The 20,668-nt window shown below is 70.4% G+C and carries 14 protein-coding genes, 1 tRNA gene and 2 pseudogenes; 7 read left to right on the forward strand and 10 right to left on the reverse strand.

The window, feature by feature from the left end; translation table 11 throughout:
- Positions 1-106: 106 nt before the first annotated feature.
- Both OGH68_RS08675 and OGH68_RS08680 read right to left on the reverse strand, forming a co-directional pair.
- Complete coding sequence (locus OGH68_RS08675; RefSeq protein ID WP_264242756.1) at positions 107-1,264, reverse strand: branched-chain amino acid ABC transporter substrate-binding protein; 1,158 nt, start codon at positions 1,262-1,264, stop codon at positions 107-109.
- Between the two features lie 528 nt (positions 1,265-1,792).
- Positions 1,793-2,458 carry an ANTAR domain-containing response regulator gene (locus OGH68_RS08680; RefSeq protein WP_264242757.1) on the reverse strand — a complete coding sequence of 222 codons (666 nt, stop codon included), beginning with the start codon at positions 2,456-2,458 and terminating at the stop codon, positions 1,793-1,795.
- A 97-nt stretch (positions 2,459-2,555) separates the two neighbouring features.
- Here OGH68_RS08680 and OGH68_RS08685 point away from each other — a divergent pair.
- Positions 2,556-2,630 (forward strand) — tRNA-Leu (locus tag OGH68_RS08685).
- Positions 2,631-2,729: 99 nt separating this feature from the next.
- Positions 2,730-3,499: pseudogene (locus OGH68_RS08690) on the forward strand (transcriptional regulator).
- 10 nt (positions 3,500-3,509) lie between these two features.
- Here the strand turns inward: OGH68_RS08690 and pyk are convergent.
- Together pyk and OGH68_RS08700 are read right to left on the reverse strand one after the other, a co-directional pair.
- Positions 3,510-4,937: a pyruvate kinase gene (gene pyk / locus OGH68_RS08695; protein ID WP_264242758.1), complete on the reverse strand. Its 1,428-nt coding sequence runs from the start codon at positions 4,935-4,937 to the stop codon at positions 3,510-3,512.
- A 134-nt stretch (positions 4,938-5,071) separates the two neighbouring features.
- On the reverse strand, positions 5,072-5,794 hold the full coding sequence (locus OGH68_RS08700) for an SIMPL domain-containing protein (protein ID WP_264242759.1): 723 nt from the start codon (positions 5,792-5,794) through the stop codon (positions 5,072-5,074).
- A 154-nt stretch (positions 5,795-5,948) separates the two neighbouring features.
- Here OGH68_RS08700 and OGH68_RS08705 point away from each other — a divergent pair, with 154 nt between their 5' ends.
- Positions 5,949-7,760 carry a bifunctional metallophosphatase/5'-nucleotidase gene (locus OGH68_RS08705; protein ID WP_264249977.1) on the forward strand — a complete coding sequence of 604 codons (1,812 nt, stop codon included), beginning with the start codon at positions 5,949-5,951 and terminating at the stop codon, positions 7,758-7,760.
- A gap of 81 nt (positions 7,761-7,841) precedes the next feature.
- Here OGH68_RS08705 and OGH68_RS08710 read toward each other — a convergent pair whose 3' ends face one another.
- From OGH68_RS08710 to OGH68_RS08730, 5 genes are all read right to left on the reverse strand, one after another.
- Positions 7,842-9,257 (reverse strand): lysine N(6)-hydroxylase/L-ornithine N(5)-oxygenase family protein, encoded by a 1,416-nt coding sequence (locus tag OGH68_RS08710; RefSeq protein WP_264242760.1) that lies wholly within the window; start codon positions 9,255-9,257, stop codon positions 7,842-7,844.
- A complete protein-coding gene (locus OGH68_RS08715; RefSeq protein ID WP_264242761.1) occupies positions 9,254-10,621 on the reverse strand; it encodes a pyridoxal phosphate-dependent decarboxylase family protein in 1,368 nt (455 codons plus the stop codon). Before OGH68_RS08715 ends, OGH68_RS08710 begins: the two co-directional genes overlap by 4 nt.
- Positions 10,622-11,338: 717 nt before the next feature.
- Positions 11,339-13,831: an aminopeptidase N gene (gene pepN / locus OGH68_RS08720; protein ID WP_264242762.1), complete on the reverse strand. Its 2,493-nt coding sequence runs from the start codon at positions 13,829-13,831 to the stop codon at positions 11,339-11,341.
- Between the two features lie 54 nt (positions 13,832-13,885).
- Positions 13,886-14,236: a chorismate mutase gene (locus OGH68_RS08725; RefSeq protein ID WP_264242763.1), complete on the reverse strand. Its 351-nt coding sequence runs from the start codon at positions 14,234-14,236 to the stop codon at positions 13,886-13,888.
- A gap of 11 nt (positions 14,237-14,247) precedes the next feature.
- Positions 14,248-15,135, reverse strand: a complete 888-nt coding sequence (locus tag OGH68_RS08730; protein WP_264242764.1) for a helix-turn-helix domain-containing protein — start codon at positions 15,133-15,135, stop codon at positions 14,248-14,250.
- 124 nt (positions 15,136-15,259) lie between these two features.
- Between OGH68_RS08730 and OGH68_RS08735 the strand changes: the two genes are divergently transcribed.
- Positions 15,260-17,008: a glycoside hydrolase family 35 protein gene (locus tag OGH68_RS08735; protein ID WP_264242765.1), complete on the forward strand. Its 1,749-nt coding sequence runs from the start codon at positions 15,260-15,262 to the stop codon at positions 17,006-17,008.
- 113 nt (positions 17,009-17,121) lie between these two features.
- On the opposite strand, the gene OGH68_RS08740 is transcribed toward OGH68_RS08735, so the two are convergent.
- Positions 17,122-17,889 carry a S1 family peptidase gene (locus tag OGH68_RS08740; RefSeq protein WP_264242766.1) on the reverse strand — a complete coding sequence of 256 codons (768 nt, stop codon included), beginning with the start codon at positions 17,887-17,889 and terminating at the stop codon, positions 17,122-17,124.
- 285 nt (positions 17,890-18,174) lie between these two features.
- Here OGH68_RS08740 and OGH68_RS08745 point away from each other — a divergent pair, with 285 nt between their 5' ends.
- From OGH68_RS08745 to OGH68_RS08755, 3 genes and pseudogenes are all read left to right on the forward strand, one after another.
- Positions 18,175-19,068 (forward strand): hypothetical protein, encoded by an 894-nt coding sequence (locus OGH68_RS08745; RefSeq protein WP_264242767.1) that lies wholly within the window; start codon positions 18,175-18,177, stop codon positions 19,066-19,068.
- Positions 19,069-19,091: 23 nt separating this feature from the next.
- Positions 19,092-19,532: pseudogene (locus tag OGH68_RS08750) on the forward strand (ankyrin repeat domain-containing protein); the annotation flags it as partial.
- 109 nt (positions 19,533-19,641) lie between these two features.
- Positions 19,642-20,616, forward strand: a complete 975-nt coding sequence (locus OGH68_RS08755; protein ID WP_264242768.1) for a HEAT repeat domain-containing protein — start codon at positions 19,642-19,644, stop codon at positions 20,614-20,616.
- Positions 20,617-20,668: the final 52 nt, after the last annotated feature.

Below are 20,668 nucleotides of genomic sequence, written 5' to 3' on the forward strand. Positions count from 1 at the left end.
GGGCGGGCCGGCGGTGCGATCGGCACACGACTGGGACCCGCGCCATGTGTGCGGGGACGGCACCGGGCCGCGTCCTACGGAGACTGGACGCGGCCCGGCACCCGGATCAGCTACCGGCCAGCTCCTGGATCGACCCCTGGTACTCGATCTTGCCGCTCTTGACCTGGTACAGGTAGATGTTCGAGATCTTCAGCTCGCCCTTGTCGTCGAAGGAGAACTCCTTCGTCAGACCCTTGTACGAACCCTTCGACAGCGCGTCGTAGACACTCGCGCGGTCCGCCTTGTCACCCAGCTTCTTCAGCTCCTGGATGACGTAGTTCGTCAGGTCGTACGACTCGGCCGAGTACGTACCCGGGTCGACCTTGAACTTCTTCTTGTAGTCCGCGCTGAACTGCTTGGTGCTCGCCTCGACCGTGGCATCCGTGCACGGGCAGGTGAGGAACCAGTTGTTCGCCGCGTCGCCGGCCAGCTCGACGAACTTCATGTCGTTCGTACCGTCACCGGAGATCGCCGCGCCCTTGTAGCCGGCCTCGGCCAGCTTCACCGCGAACGGAGCAGCATCCTGGTAGTAGCCCGCGTAAATCAGCGCGTCGGCCTTGGAGTTGACGACATCCTTGGCCGCGGCACTGTAGTCCGGAGTCTTGGCCGGAACGGACTTCTTGACGACCTCGATACCGGCCGCCGTCAGCTTCTCGTTCGCCACCTTGGCCAGACCCACGCCGTAGTCCGACTTGTCATCGACCAGGTAGACCTTCTTGGCCTTCAGCTTCTTCGCGTAGTAGTCCGCCATGCCGGCGCCCTGAGCGCTGTCATTCGGCACACCGCGCAGGAACGTCTTGAAACCCTGCTCGGTCAGACCCGGGTTGGTCGCCGACGGGGAAATGGCGGTCAGACCCGCGTCACCCAGCAGCGGAGCCGCCGAGTTCGTGGGACCGGAGAACGCCGGACCCACCAGCGCGATGACATCCGGGTCGTCGATCGCCAGCTGCGCCGCACCCGTCGCCTTCTCCGGCAGACCCTGGTCGTCGACCGGGAAGTACTCCAGCTTGACCGGGAGGTCACCCTTGGCGTTGGCCTGGTCGATCGCGAGCTGGATGCCGCGCTCCATGTTCTGGCCCAGCGCGACGTTGTCACCGGAGAGCGGACCCTGGAACGCAATCTTCAGCGTGTCGCCGCTACTGCCGGAGTCACTGGCGCACCCCGTGAGCGCCAGAGCACCCACTGCCAGCGGTATGGCCAGCCTGACGATGTTCTTGTTCAGCACTACGAACCCCTTGGAGCCGCCCGAACGATCTTGTCTGCGGAGGAAGTTGACGTCCTCGCGCAGGACACCGCCAATCGGTGCGGTGTGCGGGGAATGTAATCGCGCGTTCGGGCACACGGATAGGTGACCGAACGATGTGTGATCGCCCTGTGACCTGAGTCATGCGCCGGAAACAGAACACTCCTTACCGGCGACCGGACATCTCAGCAATGATCCAGAACTTCCCGACATACCCCGGCGTGATCTTCCCGACCACATACCTCCACCCGCCACCAAGCCCCTGAACAGGCACTCTCCCATCCCCACCGCCCGCACGAACCGGCCGGAGCATGCCCACGCCCACCCCGCCCCACACATCCGGAACAGCACCACCGTCTCACCGGACAAGCCTTCCCCTGCCGGGACGCGACACCGTAGCGCGCACCCCCCGCCGCGCGGCCGAATCGAAAACGACCTTCACAACATCCCCCGGAACATCACAAGGCCCCCGGTCACCATGTGACCGAGGGCCCCCACACCACGCGCCGCCTACTGCCCCGACTGTCCCTTGGCCGCCTTCTTCTCCTCGGCGTCCTCGATGACCGCCTCCGCGACCTGCTGCATCGACAGCCGCCGGTCCATCGACGTCTTCTGGATCCACCGGAACGCCGCCGGCTCCGTCAGCCCGTACTGCGTCTGCAGAATGCTCTTCGCCCGGTCCACCAGCTTGCGCGTCTCCAGCCGCTGCGAAAGATCAGCGACCTCCTTCTCCAGCGCCTTCAGCTCCGTGAACCGCGACACGGCCATCTCGATCGCCGGCACGACATCGCTCTTGCTGAACGGCTTCACCAGATACGCCATCGCCCCGGCGTCCCGCGCCCGCTCCACGAGATCGCGCTGCGAGAAGGCGGTGAGCATCAGGACCGGCGCGATCGACTCCTCGGCGATCTTCTCCGCCGCGGAGATGCCGTCGAGCACGGGCATCTTCACATCCAGAATGACGAGGTCCGGCCGGTGCTCCCGCGCCAGCTCGACCGCCCGCTGCCCGTCGCCCGCCTCACCGACGACGGAGTAGCCCTCCTCCTCGAGCATCTCTTTGAGATCGAGCCTGATCAGGGCCTCGTCCTCGGCGATGACGACACGCGTCGTCAGCGGCGGAACATGCGACTGGTCGTCGTCATCGGCGATGGGCTGGGGCGACTCGGGGGCGGTCACGGTGCTCCTTGTTCCAGACAGGTACTGCTCCCCACGAGCCTACCTAGCTGCGGTAAGGTGATGGCCAGCGGGATTCGCCATCCCCAACCTTTCCAAGGCCCCAGTACTCCAACTGGTTAGAGAGGCCGCTCTCAAACAGCGGACAGTGTGGGTTCGAATCCCACCTGGGGCACATTTCCTTAGATTGCAAGGTCGCCTGTTTCTTCACTCGATCGCGGGATCTACCATAGAAACCGCCCCTGGTGACCCATCCCAAGGCATTGTCGGCCGCGTGTACGACATCCACACGCGCAAGCGTGTCCTGGCACTCGTCGGCCAAGGTCGCAGCCTGAACTCAGTGAGCCGGGAGACCGGCGTCTCTCGAGCAGCAATACGCTCCTGGCAATCACGACTGGAGCCCCTGAGCAGAAGCACTCCTTGCCCACGCTGCGAGGCCGCCCCACGTCTACCGGACGGCCCCGCTGCGTACAGCTACCTCCTCAGCCTCTACCTGGGCGACGGCTGCATCAGCCCCTCGCGCCGCGGCGTCTACGTCCTGCGCGTCGCCTGCGCCGACAACTGGCCGGGGCTTATCGAGGCCTGCGCCGAGGCGATGCGAATCGTCAGACCCCACAACAAGGTGTTCCGCGTCCGCAGCGGAGGCTGCCAGTACGTGACAGCAGCCAGCAAGCACTGGCCCTGTCTGTTCCCTCAACACGGGACGGGCAGAAAGCACGAACGCAAGATCGCTCTGGAGCCCTGGCAACAGGCAATCGTGGACTCCCAGCCATGGGACTTTGTCCGCGGGCTGATCCACTCCGACGGCTGCCGGATCACCAACTGGACAACACGGCTGGTCGGCGGTGTCCAGAAGCGTTACGAGTACCCCCGGTACTTCTTCACCAATGTGTCCCTCGACATCACTGGTCTGTTCACCAGTGCGCTCGACCTCGTGGGCGTGAGTGGAAAACCACCAGCCGCCCAGGCGGCGGCGCCAACATCTCCGTCGCCCGCCGCGCGTCCGTCGCGTTGATGGACGCGCACGTCGGGCCGAAGTACTGAAGGGCGTCCGCTACTTCAGGCTTTCGCCGATGTGGTGGACGCGGACCAGGTTGGTCGAGCCGGGGACGCCCGGGGGTGAGCCGGCGGTGATGATCACGATGTCGCCGCGGCGGCAGCGGCCGATCCGGAGGAGTTCCTCGTCGACCTGGGCGACCATCGCGTCCGTCGACTCGACGTGCGGGCCGAGGAAGGTCTCGACGCCCCAGGTGAGGTTGAGCTGGGAGCGGGTGGCGGGGTCGGGGGTGAAGGCGAGGAGGGGGATCGGGGAGCGGTAGCGCGAGAGGCGTTTGACGGTGTCGCCGGACTGGGTGAAGGCGACGAGGAACTTCGCGCCGAGGAAGTCGCCGATCTCGGCGGCGGCGCGGGCGACGGCGCCGCCCTGGGTGCGGGGCTTGTTGCGTTCGGTGAGCGGGGGGAGGCCCTTGGCCAGGACGTCTTCTTCGGCGGCGGTGACGATGCGGGCCATGGTGCGGACGGTTTCGACCGGGTATTTGCCGACGCTGGTCTCGCCGGAGAGCATGACGGCGTCGGTGCCGTCGATGACGGCGTTGGCGACGTCGGATGCCTCTGCGCGGGTGGGGCGGGAGTTGTCGATCATCGAGTCGAGCATCTGGGTGGCGACGATGACCGGTTTGGCGTTGCGCTTGGCGAGTTTGATGGCGCGCTTCTGGACAATGGGGACCTGTTCGAGGGGCATTTCGACGCCGAGGTCGCCGCGGGCGACCATGATTCCGTCGAATGCGGCGACGATGTCGTCGATGTTGTCGACGGCCTGGGGTTTTTCGACTTTGGCGATCACGGGCAGGCGGCGGCCTTCTTCGTCCATGACGCGGTGGACGTCGTCAATGTCGCGGCCGCTTCGGACGAAGGAGAGGGCGATGATGTCGGCGCCGAGGCCGAGGGCCCAGCGGAGGTCTTCGATGTCCTTGTCGGAGAGGGCGGGGACGGAGACGGAGACGCCGGGGAGGTTGAGTCCCTTGTGGTCGGAGATCATGCCGCCTTCGACGACGGTGGTGTGGACGCGGGGTCCGTCGACGGCGTTGACTTCGAGGGCGACTTTGCCGTCGTCGACGAGGATGCGCTCTCCTCGTGTGACGTCGGCGGCGAGGCCCTGGTAGGTGGTGCCGCAAGTGTGGCGGTCGCCCTGGGTGTTCTCGGTGGTGATGGTGAAGGTGTCGCCGCGTTCAAGGAGTACGGGCCCTTCGCGGAAGCGGCCGAGGCGGATCTTCGGGCCCTGAAGGTCGGCGAGGATGCCGACGCTGCGGCCTGTTTCGTCCGAGGCTTTGCGGACGTGCCGGTAGCGCTCCTCGTGGTCGGCGTAGGTGCCGTGGCTGAGGTTGAAGCGGGCGATGTCCATTCCGGCTTCGACGAGTGCCTTGATCTGGTCGTATGTGTCGGTGGCGGGGCCCAGGGTGCAGACGATTTTCGCTCGGCGCATGTTTCGAGCCTATGTCTTACCGGCCGGTAGAGAATTAGTCGGGCGTGACTACTCAACAACCTTTGCGTGAAGGGCTATTGACAAGTGTTGAATTGTGCGCGGGGGTGCTCCGATGAGCATGTGACGGGTCGGGGTCAGAGTTTCGGTGGGGTCATGGTGAAGCGGGCGTTGACCTGGGCGTAGACGGTCTGGCGTTGTGGTTCGAGGTCGAGGGCGGGGGCCGTTTCGGTGGCGGCGGCGCCGAAGCCGCGCATGGCGCCGGGTTGGGCCGGCATCGGGTAGGCGGGGGTGGGTGCTTCTGCTCCGATGTCGGCGAGTTCGATGAGGGCGGAGAGTCGTCCGCCGATGGCGTCGGCGTATTCGCGGGCGCGTTGGACGGCTTCGCGTACGGCTTGGCGGCGGGCTTCGCCGTGGGCGGGTGAGTCGGGGCGCAGTGACCACCAGGGGCCGGTGACGTGGGTGAGTTCGAGGTCGGCGAGGCGGGTGGTGAGTTCGCCGAGGGCGGTGAAGTCGCCGAGTACGGCGGTGATGTGGACGCGGCCGTGGTAGGCGTGGATGCGTTCGCCGCGGCCGTGCTGGGTCAGTTGGGGTGTGACGGAGAAGGCGCCGGTTTCGAGTTTTTCGACTGCCTGGCCGTAGGACTTGACGAGGTCGAGGGCGGCGGAGTTGCGGCGGGTGAGGTCTTCGAGGGCGGTGCGGCGGTCTTTGCCGCGGGCGCTGATGGTGATGCCGATGCGGGCGATTTCGGGGTCGAATTCGATGCGTGCCTCGCCGCGTACGGCGACGCGTGGTTGTTCGGGGGTGGCGTACGGGGTGGTGGGGGTGGGTGGTGCGGCGTCGGTGTCGGTGTCGGGCATGGGTGGCTCCCTTGTGTGCCGGCTGGTCGGTCCACTCTTGCATCCGGGGGTGACAGTGGGGTCGGTCATCGGATCGAAACCTGCCCGGGGTGTTGCGGGGGTGGCGCGTGGGCCAGAATCTACGCGCGTTGTGCATGTGATCGAGGGAGACGAAATGGCGTTGAACCGTAGGACGTTCCTGGAGCGGACGGCCGCCGCCGGTGCCGGTGTCGCTGTCGCGGGTGCTGGTGCCGGGCCGGCGGTGGCCGGGGAGCGGGGCGAGGACCATGGGCCGGGGCGTTCGCGGAAGCGGTACTCGTTCACGGTTCTGGGGACGACCGATCTGCACGGGAATGTCTTCAACTGGGACTATTTCACCGACCGGGAGTTCGACGACAAGGCGCACAACGACGTGGGTCTGGCGAAGATATCGACGCTGGTGAACCAGGTGCGCCAGGAGAAGGGCCGGGGCAACACGCTGCTGATCGATGCCGGTGACACGATCCAGGGCACCCAGTTGTCGTACTACTACGCCAAGGTCGATCCGATCACGGCGGTGAGCGGGCCGGTGCATCCGATGGCGCAGGCGATGAACGCGATCGGCTATGACGCCGCGGCGCTGGGCAACCATGAGTTCAACTACGGCATTCCGGTGCTGCGGAAGTTCGAGGAGCAGTGCGACTTCCCGCTGCTGGGTGCGAACGCGCTGGACGCGAAGACGCTGCGTCCGGCGTTCGCGCCGTACAGCATGCACCGGCTGCGGACGCCGCACGGGCGGGATGTGCGGGTGGCGGTCCTGGGTCTGACGAATCCGGGGATCGCGATCTGGGACAAGCTGAATGTCAGCGGGAAGATGGTGTTCCCGGGGCTGGAGGAGCAGGCGGCGAAGTGGGTGCCGAAGCTGCGGTCGATGGGCGCAGATGTGGTGATCGTGTCGGCGCATTCGGGGTCCAGCGGTACGTCGTCGTACGGTGACCAGCTTCCGTACGTGGAGAACGCGGCGGGTCTGGTGGCGGAGCAGGTGCCGGGTATCGACGCGATTCTGGTGGGCCATGCACACACCGAGATCCCGGAGCACTTCGTCACGAACAAGGAGACCGGCAAGCAGGTGGTGCTGTCGGAGCCGCTGAAGTGGGGGCAGCGGTTGACGCTGTTCGACTTCTCTCTGGTGTGGGAGAAGGGCCGCTGGACGGTCGAGAGGGTCGGGGCGAAGGTCCTGAATTCGAACACGGTGGCGGAGGATCCGCGGATCACGGGTCTGCTGGGTGACGAGCACCGGAAGGTCGTCGCGTACGTCAATGAGGTCATCGGTACGTCGGCCGTGGCGATGTCGACGGCCGAGGCGCCGTGGAAGGACGAGCCGATCATCGACCTGATCAACCATGTGCAGGTGGAGACGGTGAGGGCGGCGCTGGCGGGCGGTGAGTACGCGGCGCTGCCGGTGCTGTCGCAGGCGTCGTGCTTCTCGCGTTCGGCGGTGATCCCGGCGGGTGAGGTGACGATCAAGGATGCTGCGGGGCTGTATCCGTTCGAGAACACTCTTGAGGCGCGGCTGATGACGGGTGCGCAGCTGAGGGAGTACCTGGAGTTCTCGGCACGGTATTACGTGCGGACTCCGGCCGGCGGCCCGGTCGACACGTCGAAGCTGACGAACGCGGACGGGACGCCGGACTACAACTACGACGCGGTGTCCGGGGTGACGTATGACATCGACATCGCGAAGCCGGTGGGTTCGCGGATCGTGAATCTGTCGTTCGAGGGTGCGCCGGTCGATCCGGCGGCGCGGTTCGTGCTGGCCGTCAACAACTACCGGGCAAGCGGGGGCGGGAACTTTCCGCATGTGGCCGCGGCCCAGCAGTTGTGGGCGAATTCGGAGGAGATCCGGAACACGATCATCGCCTGGGTGCAGGCGGAGGGGGCGGTGGATCCGGCGGAGTTCGCGTCGGCGGGGTGGAAGCTGACGCGGGACGGTGTGCCTGTTTTCTGAGGGCCGGCCGGGGTTCGGTGACCGGTCGGCGCTCCCTGACCGGTCGGCGCTCCCTGACCGGTCGGCGTTTGCTGGGACCGGTCAGCGTTCCGATTCGAGGGGGACGAGTGCGGGCGCCTGGCAGGGAATGCCGGGCGCCTCGCGCCGTTCGAGGCCGAAGCTGGTGAAGGCGGTGCGGCGCGGCAGCGGGTAGGGCTCTTTGCCGGTGAGCGAGTTGAGGATGCTCGCGCTGCGCCATGCGGCGAGTCCGAGGTCGGGGGTGCCGACGCCGTGGGTGTGTCGTTCGGCGTTCTGCACGTACACGGATCCGGTGACGGCCGGGTCGAGTTTCAGCCGGAACTCGGCGTCGATGAGGTGTCGTCCGCTGTTGTCGTGGCGCATGTACGGGTCGAGGCCGGCGAGGAGGGGGCCGAGCGGGCGTTCGCGGTAGCCGGTGGCGAGGACGACGGCGTCGGTGGTGAGCCGGGAGCGGGTGCCCTGCTGGGTGTGTTCGAGGTGGAGTTCGACCTTGGTGGTGGCGACCCGGCCGGCGGTGCGGACGGTGACGCAGGGGGTGAGGACGGCGTCGGGCCAGCCGCCGTGGAGGCTGCGGCGGTAGAGCTCGTCGTGGATGGCGGTGATGGTGTCGGTGTCGATGCCTTTGTGGAGCTGCCATTGTCGGGGGACGAGGTCGTCGCGGACCCGTTCGGGCAGGGCGTGGAAGTAGTGGGTGTAGTCGGGGGTGAAGTGCTCGAGGCCGAGCTTGGAGTACTCCATGGGGGCGAAGGCTTCGGTGCGGGCCAGCCAGTGGAGTTTCTCGGCTCCGGCGGGCCGGGTGCGCAGCAGGTCGAGGAAGACTTCGGCGCCGGACTGGCCCGAGCCGATGACGGTGACGTGTTCGGCGGCGAGGAGCCGGTCGCGGTGCTCGAGGTAGTCGGCGGAGTGGATGACGGGCACGGCGGGGGCGTCGGCGAGGGGGCGCAGCGGTTCGGGGACGTAGGGCTCTGTGCCGACGCCGAGGGCGATGTTGCGGGTGTAGGAGCGGCCGAGGGCTTCTGCTTCGCCGTCTGCGTCGAGCTGGGTGTAGTCGACTTCGAACAGGCCGCGTTCGGCGTTCCATCGGACGGCGTCGACCTGGTGGCCGAAGTGGAGGCCGGGGAGGTTGTCGGCGACCCAGCGGCAGTAGGTGTCGTAGTCGGCTCGCTGGATGTGGAACCGCTCGGCGAAGTAGAAGGGGAAGAGCCGGTCGCGGGAGCGCAGGTGGTTGAGGAACGTCCAGGGGCTGGCGGGGTCGGCGAGTGTGACGAGGTCGGCGAGGAAGGGAACCTGGAGGGTGGTGCCCTCGATGAGGAGGCCGGGGTGCCATCGGAAGGCGGGCCGCTGTTCGTAGAAGGTGGTGGCGAGGCCGCCGGGGACGCCGTGGGCGAGTGCGGCGAGGGAGAGGTTGAACGGGCCGATGCCGATGCCCACGAGGTCGTGGGGCCGGTCGAGTTGTTCGTTCGGGGGCGTGCCGGTCATCGGGGTGTGCTGCCTTCCACGAGTCGGGTCAGGGTTTCGAGGGCCTCGGTGGTGGTGTGGGGGTTGAGCAGGGTCGCCTTGAGCCAGAGCCGGCCGTCGGCGCGGGCGCGGCCGAGGACGGCGCGGCCCTGGGTGAGGAGGGTGCGGCGGATCCGGGTGGTCTCGTCGTCGGTGGCGCCGGCGGGGCGGAACAGGACGGTGGAGAGGGTGGGCCGCTCGTACAGTTCCAGCCGTGGGTGTTTCTCGACGAGGTCGGCGAGGTCGTGGGCGGCGGCGCAGGTGCGGTCGACGAGGGCGCCGAGTCCGGTGCGGCCGAGGGCTCTGAGGGTGACGGCGACCTTGAGGATGTCGGGGCGGCGGGTGGTGCGCAGGGAGCGGCCGAGGAGGTCGGGCAGGCCGGCGTGGGTGTCGTCCTCGGCGTTGAGGTACTCGGCGTTGTGGTCCAGCGGTGCGAGGCGGGCCGTGTCGGGTACGGCGAGCAGTCCGGCGGCGACCGGCTGCCAGCCGAGTTTGTGCAGGTCGAGGCTTACGGAGTGGGCGCGTTCCAGGCCGGCGAGGAGGTGGCGGCGGTCGGCGCTGAAGAGCAGTGGGCCGCCGTAGGAGGCGTCGACGTGGAGTTCGGCACGGTGCCGTGCCGCGGTGTCGGCGATCGCGGGGAGGGGGTCGATCCGGCCGGTGTCGGTGGTGCCGGCGGTGGCGACGACGAGGAGCGGGCGGCCGTGGTGGGCGGCGAGCGCGGCGTCGAGCGCGGCGGGGTCGTGAACGGGTGCGGTGACCGGTTCGGGGAGGCCGAGAAGCCAGGCGGCGCGGCGTACCGAGTGGTGGGCGGTGTCGCCGCAGACGGTCTGGACGGGTCCGTGGTGTTCTCTGGCGAGCAGCAGGGCGAGCTGGTTGGACTCGGTGCCGCCGGTGGTGACGAGGGCGTCGGGGGCGGTGCCGCCCGGGTACACCTCGCGGGCGAGGGCCCGGGTGACCTGTGCCTCGAGTTCGGAGGCGGCGGGAGCCTGGTCCCAGGAGTCCATGGACGGGTTGAGCGCGGAGGCGGCGAGGTCGGCGGCGACGGCGAGCGCGAGCGGCGGGGTGTGGAGGTGCGCCGCGCAGAGGGGGTCGGCGGGGTCGGCGGCGCCGTGGGCGACGGCGCGGACGAGGGTGCGCAGGGCGTGGGTGGCGCCGTCGCCGTGCTCGGGCAGTACGTCGCCGGCGGCGTGCCGTACCCGCGCGGCGACGGCGTCCGGCCCGCCGGCCGGCACCGGGCCGCCGCGTGCGACGGCGCCCTCGCCGAGGGCGTCGAGGACGAGGGCGAGGAGGGGGCGCAGGGCGTCGGGGCCGGTGATTCCTCCCGCGAGGGGCGGGGTGTGCGGCATGAGGCGGGTCCTTGGGCGAGGCGCGGGTGTCACACGGGATGTCGGTCAACGGTGACGAGGGGCCCGGTGGGGCGCCCGCAGATCTCAACGATCGGGACCCGAAAGTGGTATTGGCTTGCGGGGTGGGGTGGTTGTGGGGGGTGGGTGCGGTAAAGGGGCGGCGGCGGGTGGGTGCTGCGGGGGCGGGGTCCGCGCGGTACGGGCCGCCGGGCCGGGGCCGGGCCGGTGCGCAAGCGGGTCCGCTGACCGGGCCGCTGCGCGGGGCCACTCCCCCACCCCGCCCCTTCCGGAAACCGGAGCTCCGCCCCGGACCCCGCTTTACGGGGGCTCCTCCGCCTAGGCCTGGCGGCCTGGGGGGACCCCCACCGGGCCCCCGCGCCTCGAACTCCCCCTACGGCCTGGCGGCCGGGTGGGGGTACCTCCCACGCCGCCAGTAGTAGGGGGAGTACCCCCAGCGGGGCTGGGCGTATCCCGGCGGGCTGGGTGCGCCCCTGACAGGACCGGGTGTACCCGACAGGACGGGGTGTGCCCCCGGGGGTGGAGAGGCGGGCTGGGTTTCGCGGAGCGAAATCCAGCCCGGCCGGCGTTTGAGGCCACCGCGCGCAGCGCGGTACCGGGGCCGGGGCGGAGCCCCGGCCCCGGCGCGGAGGGCGGACCGGACGTCGGGGCCCGTGGCTTGCCCCGCTTCGGGAAGGGGTGGGGTGGGGTGGGGGAAGGTCAGGGCCGGCGGACGCGGAGCGCCCTGCGGAGGTCGTCGATCTGGTCGGTGAGTTTGCGGCGCAGGGCCGGGAGGATGTCCGGCTGGGTGAGGGACGCCTCGCCCAGGCGCAGCGCCTCCGCGTCGACCGCGTGGACGGGGAAGGCGTAGCGGCCGCAGGCTTCGGCGATGGCCGTGCCGCGGCGGGCGGCGAGGGCGACCGCGTCGGGGTAGAAGCGGGGCACGTACTCGCCTACGAGGTCGGCCTGTTCGGGCTGCCAGAAGCCTTGCGCGGTCGCGGCGAACAGGTAGTTGGACAGGTCGTCGCCGGTGAAGAGCCGGGCCCAGGCCGCGGCCTTGGCCTCGGGGGTGGGGAGGGCGGCGCGACAGCGGGCGGCGCCTTCCTGGCCGGTGGCGCTCGGGTCGCGTTCCAGTTCGGCGGCGATGGTGGCCTCGTCGGTGGCACCGAGGACGGCGAGGCGCGTCAGGATGCGCCAGCGCAGTTCGGGGTCGAGTTCGGGGCCGCCGGGCACGCTGCCTTCGGTGAGCCATTCCTGGATCGGTTCGGGCTGGCAGGCGGCGTCGATGTAGTGGCGTACGGCGGTCAGGCGCAGTCCGGGGTCGCTGCCGTCCTCGGTGCGGCGCAGCAGGTCGCGGCAGATGCGGGTGAGGGTGGCGAGCGCGGCGGGGCGCTGCTGCGCAGGCAGGTAGCAGTCGGCGATCTGGCCTGCTGCGAAGGCGAGGACGCCTTGGACGACGGCGAGGTCGTTCTCGTGCGGCAGGTGGTCGCGGGCGGCGTCGAGGTAGGCGGTGGGGCCGAGTTCGCCGTCGCGGACCATGTCGCGTGCGGCGTTCCAGACGACGGCGCGGGTGAGGGCGTCGGGGATGCCGGCGAGGCTGGTGAGGGCGGTGCGCCAGGAGGTGTCGTCGAGGCGGACCTTTGCGTAGGTGGTGTCGCCGTCGTTGAGGACGACGAGCGCGGGGCGGCGCCCGGGGTGAGGCGTCGTCTCGTCGTCGTTCGGTACGTCGGTCTCGAAGCGGTTGCGCAGTACGAGCGTGCCGGGGTCGATGGGGTCGGTGTCGTACACGCCGACGGCGATGCGGTGGGGGCGGCTGCCGTCGCGTGCGATGTCGAGTGTCCAGCCGCCGGGTGTGTCGGTGACGGTGGGGGTGAGGGTGTCGACGCCGGTGGTGCGCAGCCATGATTCGGCCCAGGCGTGGACGTCCCGGTCGGTGGCGCCGGCGAGGGAGTCGATGAAGTCGGCGAGGGTGGCGTTGGAGAACTTGTGCCGGGCGAAGTGGGTGTTGATGCCGGCGAGGAAGTCCTTCTCGCCGAGCCAGGTGACGAGCTGGCGCAGGGCGGAGGCGCCCTTGGCGTAGGAGATGCCGTCGAAGTTGAGCATCGCGGAGGCGGTGTCGGGGACGGCGTCGGGGTCGGGGGCGACGGGGTGGGTGGAGGGCCGCTGGTCGGCGTCGTAGCCCCAGGCCTTGCGGGCGATGGCGAAGTCGGTCCAGGTGTCGGTGAAGCGGGTGGCTTCGGTGAGGGTCTGGTAGCCCATGTACTCGGCGAACGATTCGTTCAGCCAGATGTCGTCCCACCATTTGAGGGTGACGAGGTCGCCGAACCACATGTGGGCCATTTCGTGGGCGATGACCATGGCGCGGGTCTGGCGCTGGGTGTCGGTGACGGCGGAGCGGTAGACGAATTCGTCGCGGAAGGTGACGAGGCCGGGGTTCTCCATGGCGCCGGCGTTGAACTCGGGGACGAAGGCCTGGTCGTAGGAGTCGAAGGGGTAGGGCTCCTCGAACTTCTCGTGGTACCGGTCGTAGCACTGCCGGGTGATGTCGAGGAGTTCGTCGGCGTCGGCGTCGAGGTGGGGCGCCAGCGAACGGCGGCAGTGGATGCCGAAGGGCAGTCCGGCGTGTTCGGTGCGTACGGAGTGCCAGGGGCCGGCGGCGACGGCGACGAGGTAGGTGGAGAGCAGCGGGGTGGGTGCGCAGGTCCAGCGGCCTTCGCCGTGGTGGGTGGCGATGCCGTTGCCGAGGACGGTCCAGTTGCCGGGTGCGGTGACGGTGAGGTCGAAGACGGCCTTGAGGTCGGGCTGGTCGAAGGCGGCGAAGACGCGTTGGACGTCTTCCATGAAGAGCTGGGTGTAGACGTATGTCTCGCCGTCGCTGGGGTCGGTGAAGCGGTGCATGCCTTCGCCGGTGCGGGAGTAGCTCATCCGGGCGTCGACGCGCAGTTCGTGTTCGCCGGCGGTCAGTGCGGTGAGCGGGAGGCGGTTCTCGTGGAGGCCGGCGGGGTCGAGGGGCTGTCCGTCGAGCGTGACGAAGCGCAGTTCGGCGGGCTTGATCTCGACGAAGGTGTCACCGGCCGCTTTCGCGGTGAAGTGGATGACGGTTCGTGAGTCGAAGTTCTCGTCGCCGGTGGTGAGATCGAGGTCGATCGTGTACCGGTGTACGTCGAGTTGCCGGGCTCGGGTCTGCGCTTCGTCGCGCGTCAGTACGGACATGGGCCCATGCTGCCTGATGGGCCCGGTCCGGCACACGGGGTGGTGATTGCGCTGTCAGCGCACAGCGGGATCGCCGGGGCGGCGCGGATCACCGGGGGTGGGCTGGTCGGCGATCTGCTCGTGGTGGCGGATCACCTCGGCGATGATGAAGTTCAGCAGTTTCTCCGCGAACGCCGGGTCGAGTTTCGCGCTCTCCGCGAGGTGCCGCAGCCGTGCGATCTGGCGGGCTTCGCGGGCGGGGTCGGCGGGCGGCAGCTGGTGTTCCGCCTTGAGGTGGCCGACCTGCTGGGTGCACTTGAAACGCTCGGCGAGCATGTGGACGACGGCCGCGTCGATGTTGTCGATGCTCTCGCGCAGGCGGTCGAGCTCGGCGCGGACGTTGTCGTCGATGTCCCTCGTGGTCATGGTCAGGGAGCTTACGTCGAGGTGGGGCGGAGGGTCGGGGGGTGTTCAGGGTCCGGGACGCGGGTGCTCCAGCCGCCGGGGACGGTCCTGCTCTGCTGTTCTCTGAAGCGGATGGGGGCGAGGCCGACGCGGCGGGTGAACAGGCGGGAGAAGTACGCGGGGTCCTCGTATCCGACGCGGCGTGCGACGGCGGCGACGGGCAGGTCGCTGCCGGCGAGCAGTTCCTTGGCCCGGCCCAGGCGGATGCCGAGGAGGTAGTCCTTGGGGCTGCAGGCGGCGGCGCGGCGTACGGCGGTGCGCAGTTCCGCGGGTGTCATGCCGTGCCGGGCGGCGTGTTCGGCGACGGACAGCGGCTGGAAGGCGTCGCGGGCCAGTGCGGTGAGGACGGGGTCTCCGTCGGGTCCGAGGTCGGCGCGGGCGCGGCGCAGTGCGACGAGGAGTTCGTGGACGGCGGCGCCGGTCTCGACCTCGAGGAGGGGGTTGTCGCGGCGGGCTGCGCGGGCGATGCGGCTGATGGCGGCGCGGGCGCCGGTGGCGTCGGAGAGGGGGACGACGGGCCGGTCGGGTTCGAGGTAGCCGAGTTCGGTGTAGGTGGTGGTGGCGGGGCCGGTGAAGTCGACGAAGCTTTCGTCCCAGCCCGTGGCGGGGTCGGGTCCGTAGTGGTGGGGGACGCCGGGGGTGAGCCGGATCAGGGCGGGTGCGGTGACGGTGGTGCGCCGCCCGTCGGCGGCGCGGTACCAGCCGCTGCCGGCGCTGATGACGACGGCGACGTGGTGGTCGAGGGTGCGGGGTCCGACGGTGGGGAGGGTGCCGTGCTGGAGGCCGACGCCGAGGCACACCAGGCCGAGCCGGTGGTGCACGGGGCTCGGGGTGAAATAGCGCATCCAGGTGTGGTACATGCCGTTCTGTCGCTCCCTTCCGGGTTCCCCGGTCAGTCCAAGGAGAGCTGATCTTTGTCCATGGACCGGCGGCGCGCCAGGGGGTGAGGTGGTGGTGGCGGGTGAGCGAGAGAGGGACGGGCCGGTGGCTGACTTCACCGTGGGTGAGAACGATTTTCTGCTGGACGGGCGTCCGGTGCGACTCCTGTCGGGTGCTTTGCACTATTTCCGGGTGCACGAGGGGCAGTGGGGGCACCGGCTGGCGATGCTGCGGGCGATGGGGCTCAACTGTGTGGAGACGTACGTCCCGTGGAATCTCCACGAGCCGGAGCCGGGCCGGTATGTGGACGACGCGGCGCTGGGGCGGTTCCTGGACGCGGTGCACGCGGCGGGGATGTGGGCCCTCGTGCGGCCGGGTCCGTACATCTGCGCCGAGTGGGAGAACGGCGGGCTTCCGTACTGGCTGACCCACCGGGCCGGGCGGCGGGTCCGGACGGAGGATCCGGAGTATCTGGGGCATGTGGAGCGCTGGTTCACCAGGTTGCTGCCGCAGGTCGTGGAGCGTGAGATCACCCGCGGCGGTCCGGTGGTGATGGTGCAGGTGGAGAACGAGTACGGCAGCTACGGCTGTGACGGCGAGTATCTGCGGCAGTTGGTGGAGCTGCTGAGGGGCTGCGGTGTGGGTGTGCCGCTGTTCACCTCCGACGGGCCGGAGGACCACATGCTGACCGGTGGTTCGGTGCCGGATGTGCTGGCCACGGTGAACTTCGGCTCGGGCGCGCGGGAGGCGTTCGACGTGCTGCGCCGTCACCGGCCGTCGGGGCCGCTGATGTGTATGGAGTTCTGGTGCGGCTGGTTCGAGCACTGGGGTGCGGAGCCGACGCGGCGCGACGCCGGGGAGGCGGCGGAGGCGCTGCGGGAGATCCTCGAGGCGGGGGCGTCGGTGAATGTGTACATGGCGCACGGGGGGACGAGTTTCGGCGGCTGGGCCGGCGCGAACCGTGGGGGCGTGCTGCACGACGGTGTGCTGGAGCCGACGGTGACGTCGTACGACTACGACGCGCCGGTGGACGAGTGGGGCCGGCCGACGGAGAAGTTCTGGCGGTTCCGTGAGGTGCTGGCCGAGTATCAGGAGGGGCCGCTGCCGGAGCCGCCGCCGGAGCCGGCGGTGCTGTCGGCGCCGGTGGAGGTGGAGCTCGGCGAGTGGGCGCCGCCGCAGGCGGTGCTGGAGCTGCTCGGCGGCAAGGAGTGCGAGGCTCCGATGCCGTCGACGTTCGAGGAGCTGGGTGTCGAGCGGGGTCTGGTCCGCTACCGGGTGGAGGTTCCCGGGCCCCGCGTGCCCTATCCGCTGACGGTGACCGGGCTGCACGACCGGGCGGTGGTGGCGGTCGACGGGGTGCGGGCGGGGGTGCTGGAGGGCGGTACGTCGGCGCTGGACGTGCCGGTCGCGGGGCCGGCGTCGGTGGAGCTGTGGGTGGAGTCGCTGGGGCGGGTCAACTACGGGCCGCGGACGGGTGAGCGGAAGGGCATCACGGGCGGGGTGCTGCATGAGCGGCAGTTCCTGCACCGGGTGCGGGCGCGGGGCCTGCGGCTGGAGGCGTTCGAGGAGCCGGGGGCGCTGGCGGGGATGGAGTGGCGCGCTCCGCTGCCGGGGGCGGCGGGTCTGTACCGGGGGGCGTTCGAGGTGGCGGCCCCGGCCGACGCGGGGCTGGAGCTGCCGGGCTGGACGCGGGGGTTCGTGTGGGTGAACGGCTTCAATCTGGGCCGCTACTGGTCGGCCGGGCCGGTCCGGCCGCTGTATGTGCCGGGGCCGGTGCTGCGGGCGGGCGGCAACGAGGTGTGGGTGCTGGAGCTGGAGGGTGCCGCTGCGGGGTGCGCGGTGCGGTTGCGGTGACGGGGCCGCAGTGACCGTGGGGAGGGGCAGGCCGCCGGGCCTGCCCCTCCCCTGTGTCCGTGGCGCTGCGGGCTGGCGGCACCGCGGGTTCGCGGCGCTACAGCTGCGTGGCGCTACAGGTTCGCGGCGGCGGACCTGATCGCGGAGGCGAAGGTGGACACCTCGGTGTAGACGCCGGGGTAGCCGGCCCGGGCGCAGCCGTAGCCCCAGCTGACGATGCCGACCTGGATCCAGGCGCCGGCGTTGTCCCTGCGGAACATGGGGCCGCCGGAGTCGCCCTGGCAGGTGTCGACGCCGCCCTCGTTGTAGCCGGCGCAGATCTCCTCGCCGGCGACGAGATCGTCGTACGCCTGCCCGCAGGTGGCGTCGGAGACGAACGGGACCTGGGCCTTGAGGAGGTAGCGCTGCTGTGCGCCGCCCTCGCGGGCCGCGCCCCAGCCGGCGACGGTGAAGGTGCCGTTGTTGTAGGCCGTGGTGTCGGCGATGTTCAGGGTGGGCAGGTCGATGGGCCGTTCGAGCTTGATCAGGGCCCAGTCCTTGCCGGTGCCGTTGTAGCCGGGCGCCTGCAGGACCTTGGTGGAGCGGACCTTGATGGCGCTGGAGCTGCGGAGGTCGACGACGCCGGCGGTGGCGGTGATGCCGGTGTTGTTGCCGGAGCCGCTGACGCAGTGGGCGGCGGTGAGCACGATGTCCTTGGCGTAGAGGGAGCCGCCGCAGCCCATGGAGAGCCGGACCATGAACGGGAACTCGCCCTGCGCGGCTCGGGTGCCGCCGACGACGGGCGGGGTGGCGGCGGAGGCGGTGGTGGGCTGGAGGCTGACGGCGGCGAGGATGACGACGCCGGCGGCGAGACATCGTTTGAGCGTGCTCAGAAGCTTCAACGGAGTGCCTCTCGTGGGGGGTTGAGGGGGACGCCCGGCAGACACCGGCCGGCATGGCACGCACGCATGACATGTGCCCGACAAGGCGCTGTCCGGAGTATGGGACCCGATTAGCGGACACCACAAGAAGCACCTTTCGGCCAATCCCCCGGTGCCGCGGACGCCTCCCCGCCCCGTCCCGGCCGTAGAGTTGCCGAGCCGTGGAGTTCACGTCCGTTCGGGCCGAGAGGGCCGTTCGGGCCGAGCAGGCGCAGCAACCGCCGGGCGTGCATGGGGGTACGGGACATGGCGAACCGCAGCGAGGTCGTGCACGGCTTCCCGCATCTGGACACCGTGCGGTCGGCGATCACCGCGCTGTACCGGCGGCTCTCCCCCGAGGGCGTGCTCTCGTACGCGCCGAGCGTGCTCCCCGCCGACGTCGCCTTCGGGGACGACGACGATCTTCATCTGGGCGCGCAGCGGGTGGCCCACGCCCTCGTGCACCATCTGCGGCTGCCGGAGGCGCGGGTGATCGTCAGTTTCCGCGAGATGGAGCACGCGGCGAGCGTCGAACTCACCGCGGGGCCCGAGTACTTCATCGAACTGAACGACCGGTTCCGCGCCCATCGGCGGGACATCGGCGCCGCGCTCGCGCACGAGATCACGCATGTGCTGCTGCACCGGCTCGGTCTGTCGTTCCCCGGCACCCGCGACAACGAGATCCTCACCGACACCGTGACCACGTACCTGGGCGCGGGCTGGCTGCTGCTGGACGCCTTCCGGGAGGACGCCGTCTCCAGCCAGAAGCTCGGCTATCTGACCCCGGAGGAGTTCGGCTACGTCCTCGCCGGGCGGGCACTGGCCTTCGACGAGGACCCGCGGACCTGGTTCACCAGCCCGCAGGCGTACCAGGCGTACACCAGGGGCCGCGCCCGGGCGCTGTTCGACGCGCAGCAGCCCCCGCTGACCACCGCCGGCCGGCTGGGCCGCCTCCGGTACGCCAAGGACCGCCGCCGCGCCCGGGAGCACCAGGACGACCGGAGTGCGGGACCGTTCGCGTACGCCTTCGAGCAGGGGCCCGGCGGGCTGCGGGTCTCCTTCCCCTGCACCACCTGCCACCAGCGCATCCGGGTGCCCGTGCGGGGACGGGTACGGGTCCGCTGCGGTCTGTGCCGCACCATTCTCGAATGCGACACCTGACCCCGTTTCCGTAGGGTCGGACCATGACGAACCGACCGGCGGCGGACGAACCGGCAGCACGGACGCAGGAGCTGTTCGAGGCCGTGCACGACGGTGACGACGACGCCGTCGTACGGCTGCTGCGCGCGGGCGTCCGCGCGGAGGGCACCGACGAGGAGGGGCGGACCGCTCTGTACGTGGCCGCCGTCGGCGACGAGGCGGGAATCGTACGGCTCCTGCTCGCTGCCGGCGCCGACCCCGACCGGGCCTGCGGCCCCGGGAGCGACGACCTGCCGCTGTGCGGCGCCGCGGTCTGGGGCCACACACGGACCGTGCGGGCGCTGCTCGCGGCGGGCGCCACGCCCGACCGGCGCGAGCTGCTCGGCTTCACCGCGATGACCTGGGCGGTGGGTCAGGGGCGTACGGAGACGGTCGAGGCGCTGCTGGAGTACGGCGCCGACCCCGACCTGCCCGGCCCGGGCGGTGAGCCGCCGCTGGTGCTCGCCACTCGCCGCGGCTCGCCGTCGACGGTACGGGCCCTGCGGTTCACGGGCCGAGACGCTGGAACAGGCGCTGGAGGAGGCCCGCAGATGGATGACGCTCGACCTGGAGGAGGAGCTGCGTGCGGGGCTGATCGCCTTCGACCCGGGGGCCGAGACGGTGTCGCGGCACGTCGAGGAGGACGGCGGGACGACCATCGTCGTCGAGGTCCTGCGCGACGGCGTCCCGGCGGCCGGCAACGAACGGCAGACCGGCCACGGCGCCGTCGCCACGATCCTCGAGGAGCGGCTCGGTATCCGCACGCCCTACCGGAGCCTCGAGGAGCGCGCCCTGAGCCACGGCAGACCGGAACGTGACGAGTGGATCGAGGCGGTGACCGCGCTGTGGCGGCGGGGTGACGAGGAGACCTTCCAGGCGGCGGCCGCCGGATGCGCGAGCGGCGAGCCCCTGCGCCAGGCCTTCGCCGTGGACGTCCTGGGCCGCCTCGGCTTCACGGCCAAGACCCGTGGGCAGGTCGTCCAGCCGTTCGCCGCGCGGGCACTGCCGCTGCTGCGGGAGCTGTCCCGGGAGGCCACGGACCCCGAACTGCTCCAGGCGGCCGTCCTCGGCCTCGGACACCACGGCGATCCGGCCGCGCTCCCCGAGATCCTGCGGCACGCCGGTCATCCGGACGCCGGAGTGCGCCACCGGGTGGCGCTGGCCCTGTGCGGGCTGGTGCCCGGCGACCACACGGAAGGGGTCCGGACCCTGATCGCGCTGACCCGGGACAGCGAACCCGCGGTCCGGGACTGGGCGACCACGGCACTGGCCGGGGTGGACGCCGACACCCCCGAGATCCGGGAGGCGCTCGCGGCGCGTGTGAGCGACCACGATGCGGAGACGGTGGCGGAGGCCGCCAGGGGCCTGGCGATGCGGCAGGACCCGCGCGCGGAACAGGTCCTCGCGCGGCTGCTCGCCGACGAGGACCCGGAGGGCTACGCGCACGACACGGCGGCGAACGCGGTACGGCACCTCAGGGACGAACGGCTGCGGAGGCGGCTCGACGGCACGCTTCCGCGGCGGCCCTGACAGGGGCGGCGGGGCCGGGTGGTCCGCTGCGCGGGGCCTTTTCCCTCCCCGC

Origin of the sequence: Streptomyces peucetius (assembly GCF_025854275.1) — a bacterium.
Lineage (GTDB): Bacteria > Actinomycetota > Actinomycetes > Streptomycetales > Streptomycetaceae > Streptomyces > Streptomyces peucetius_A.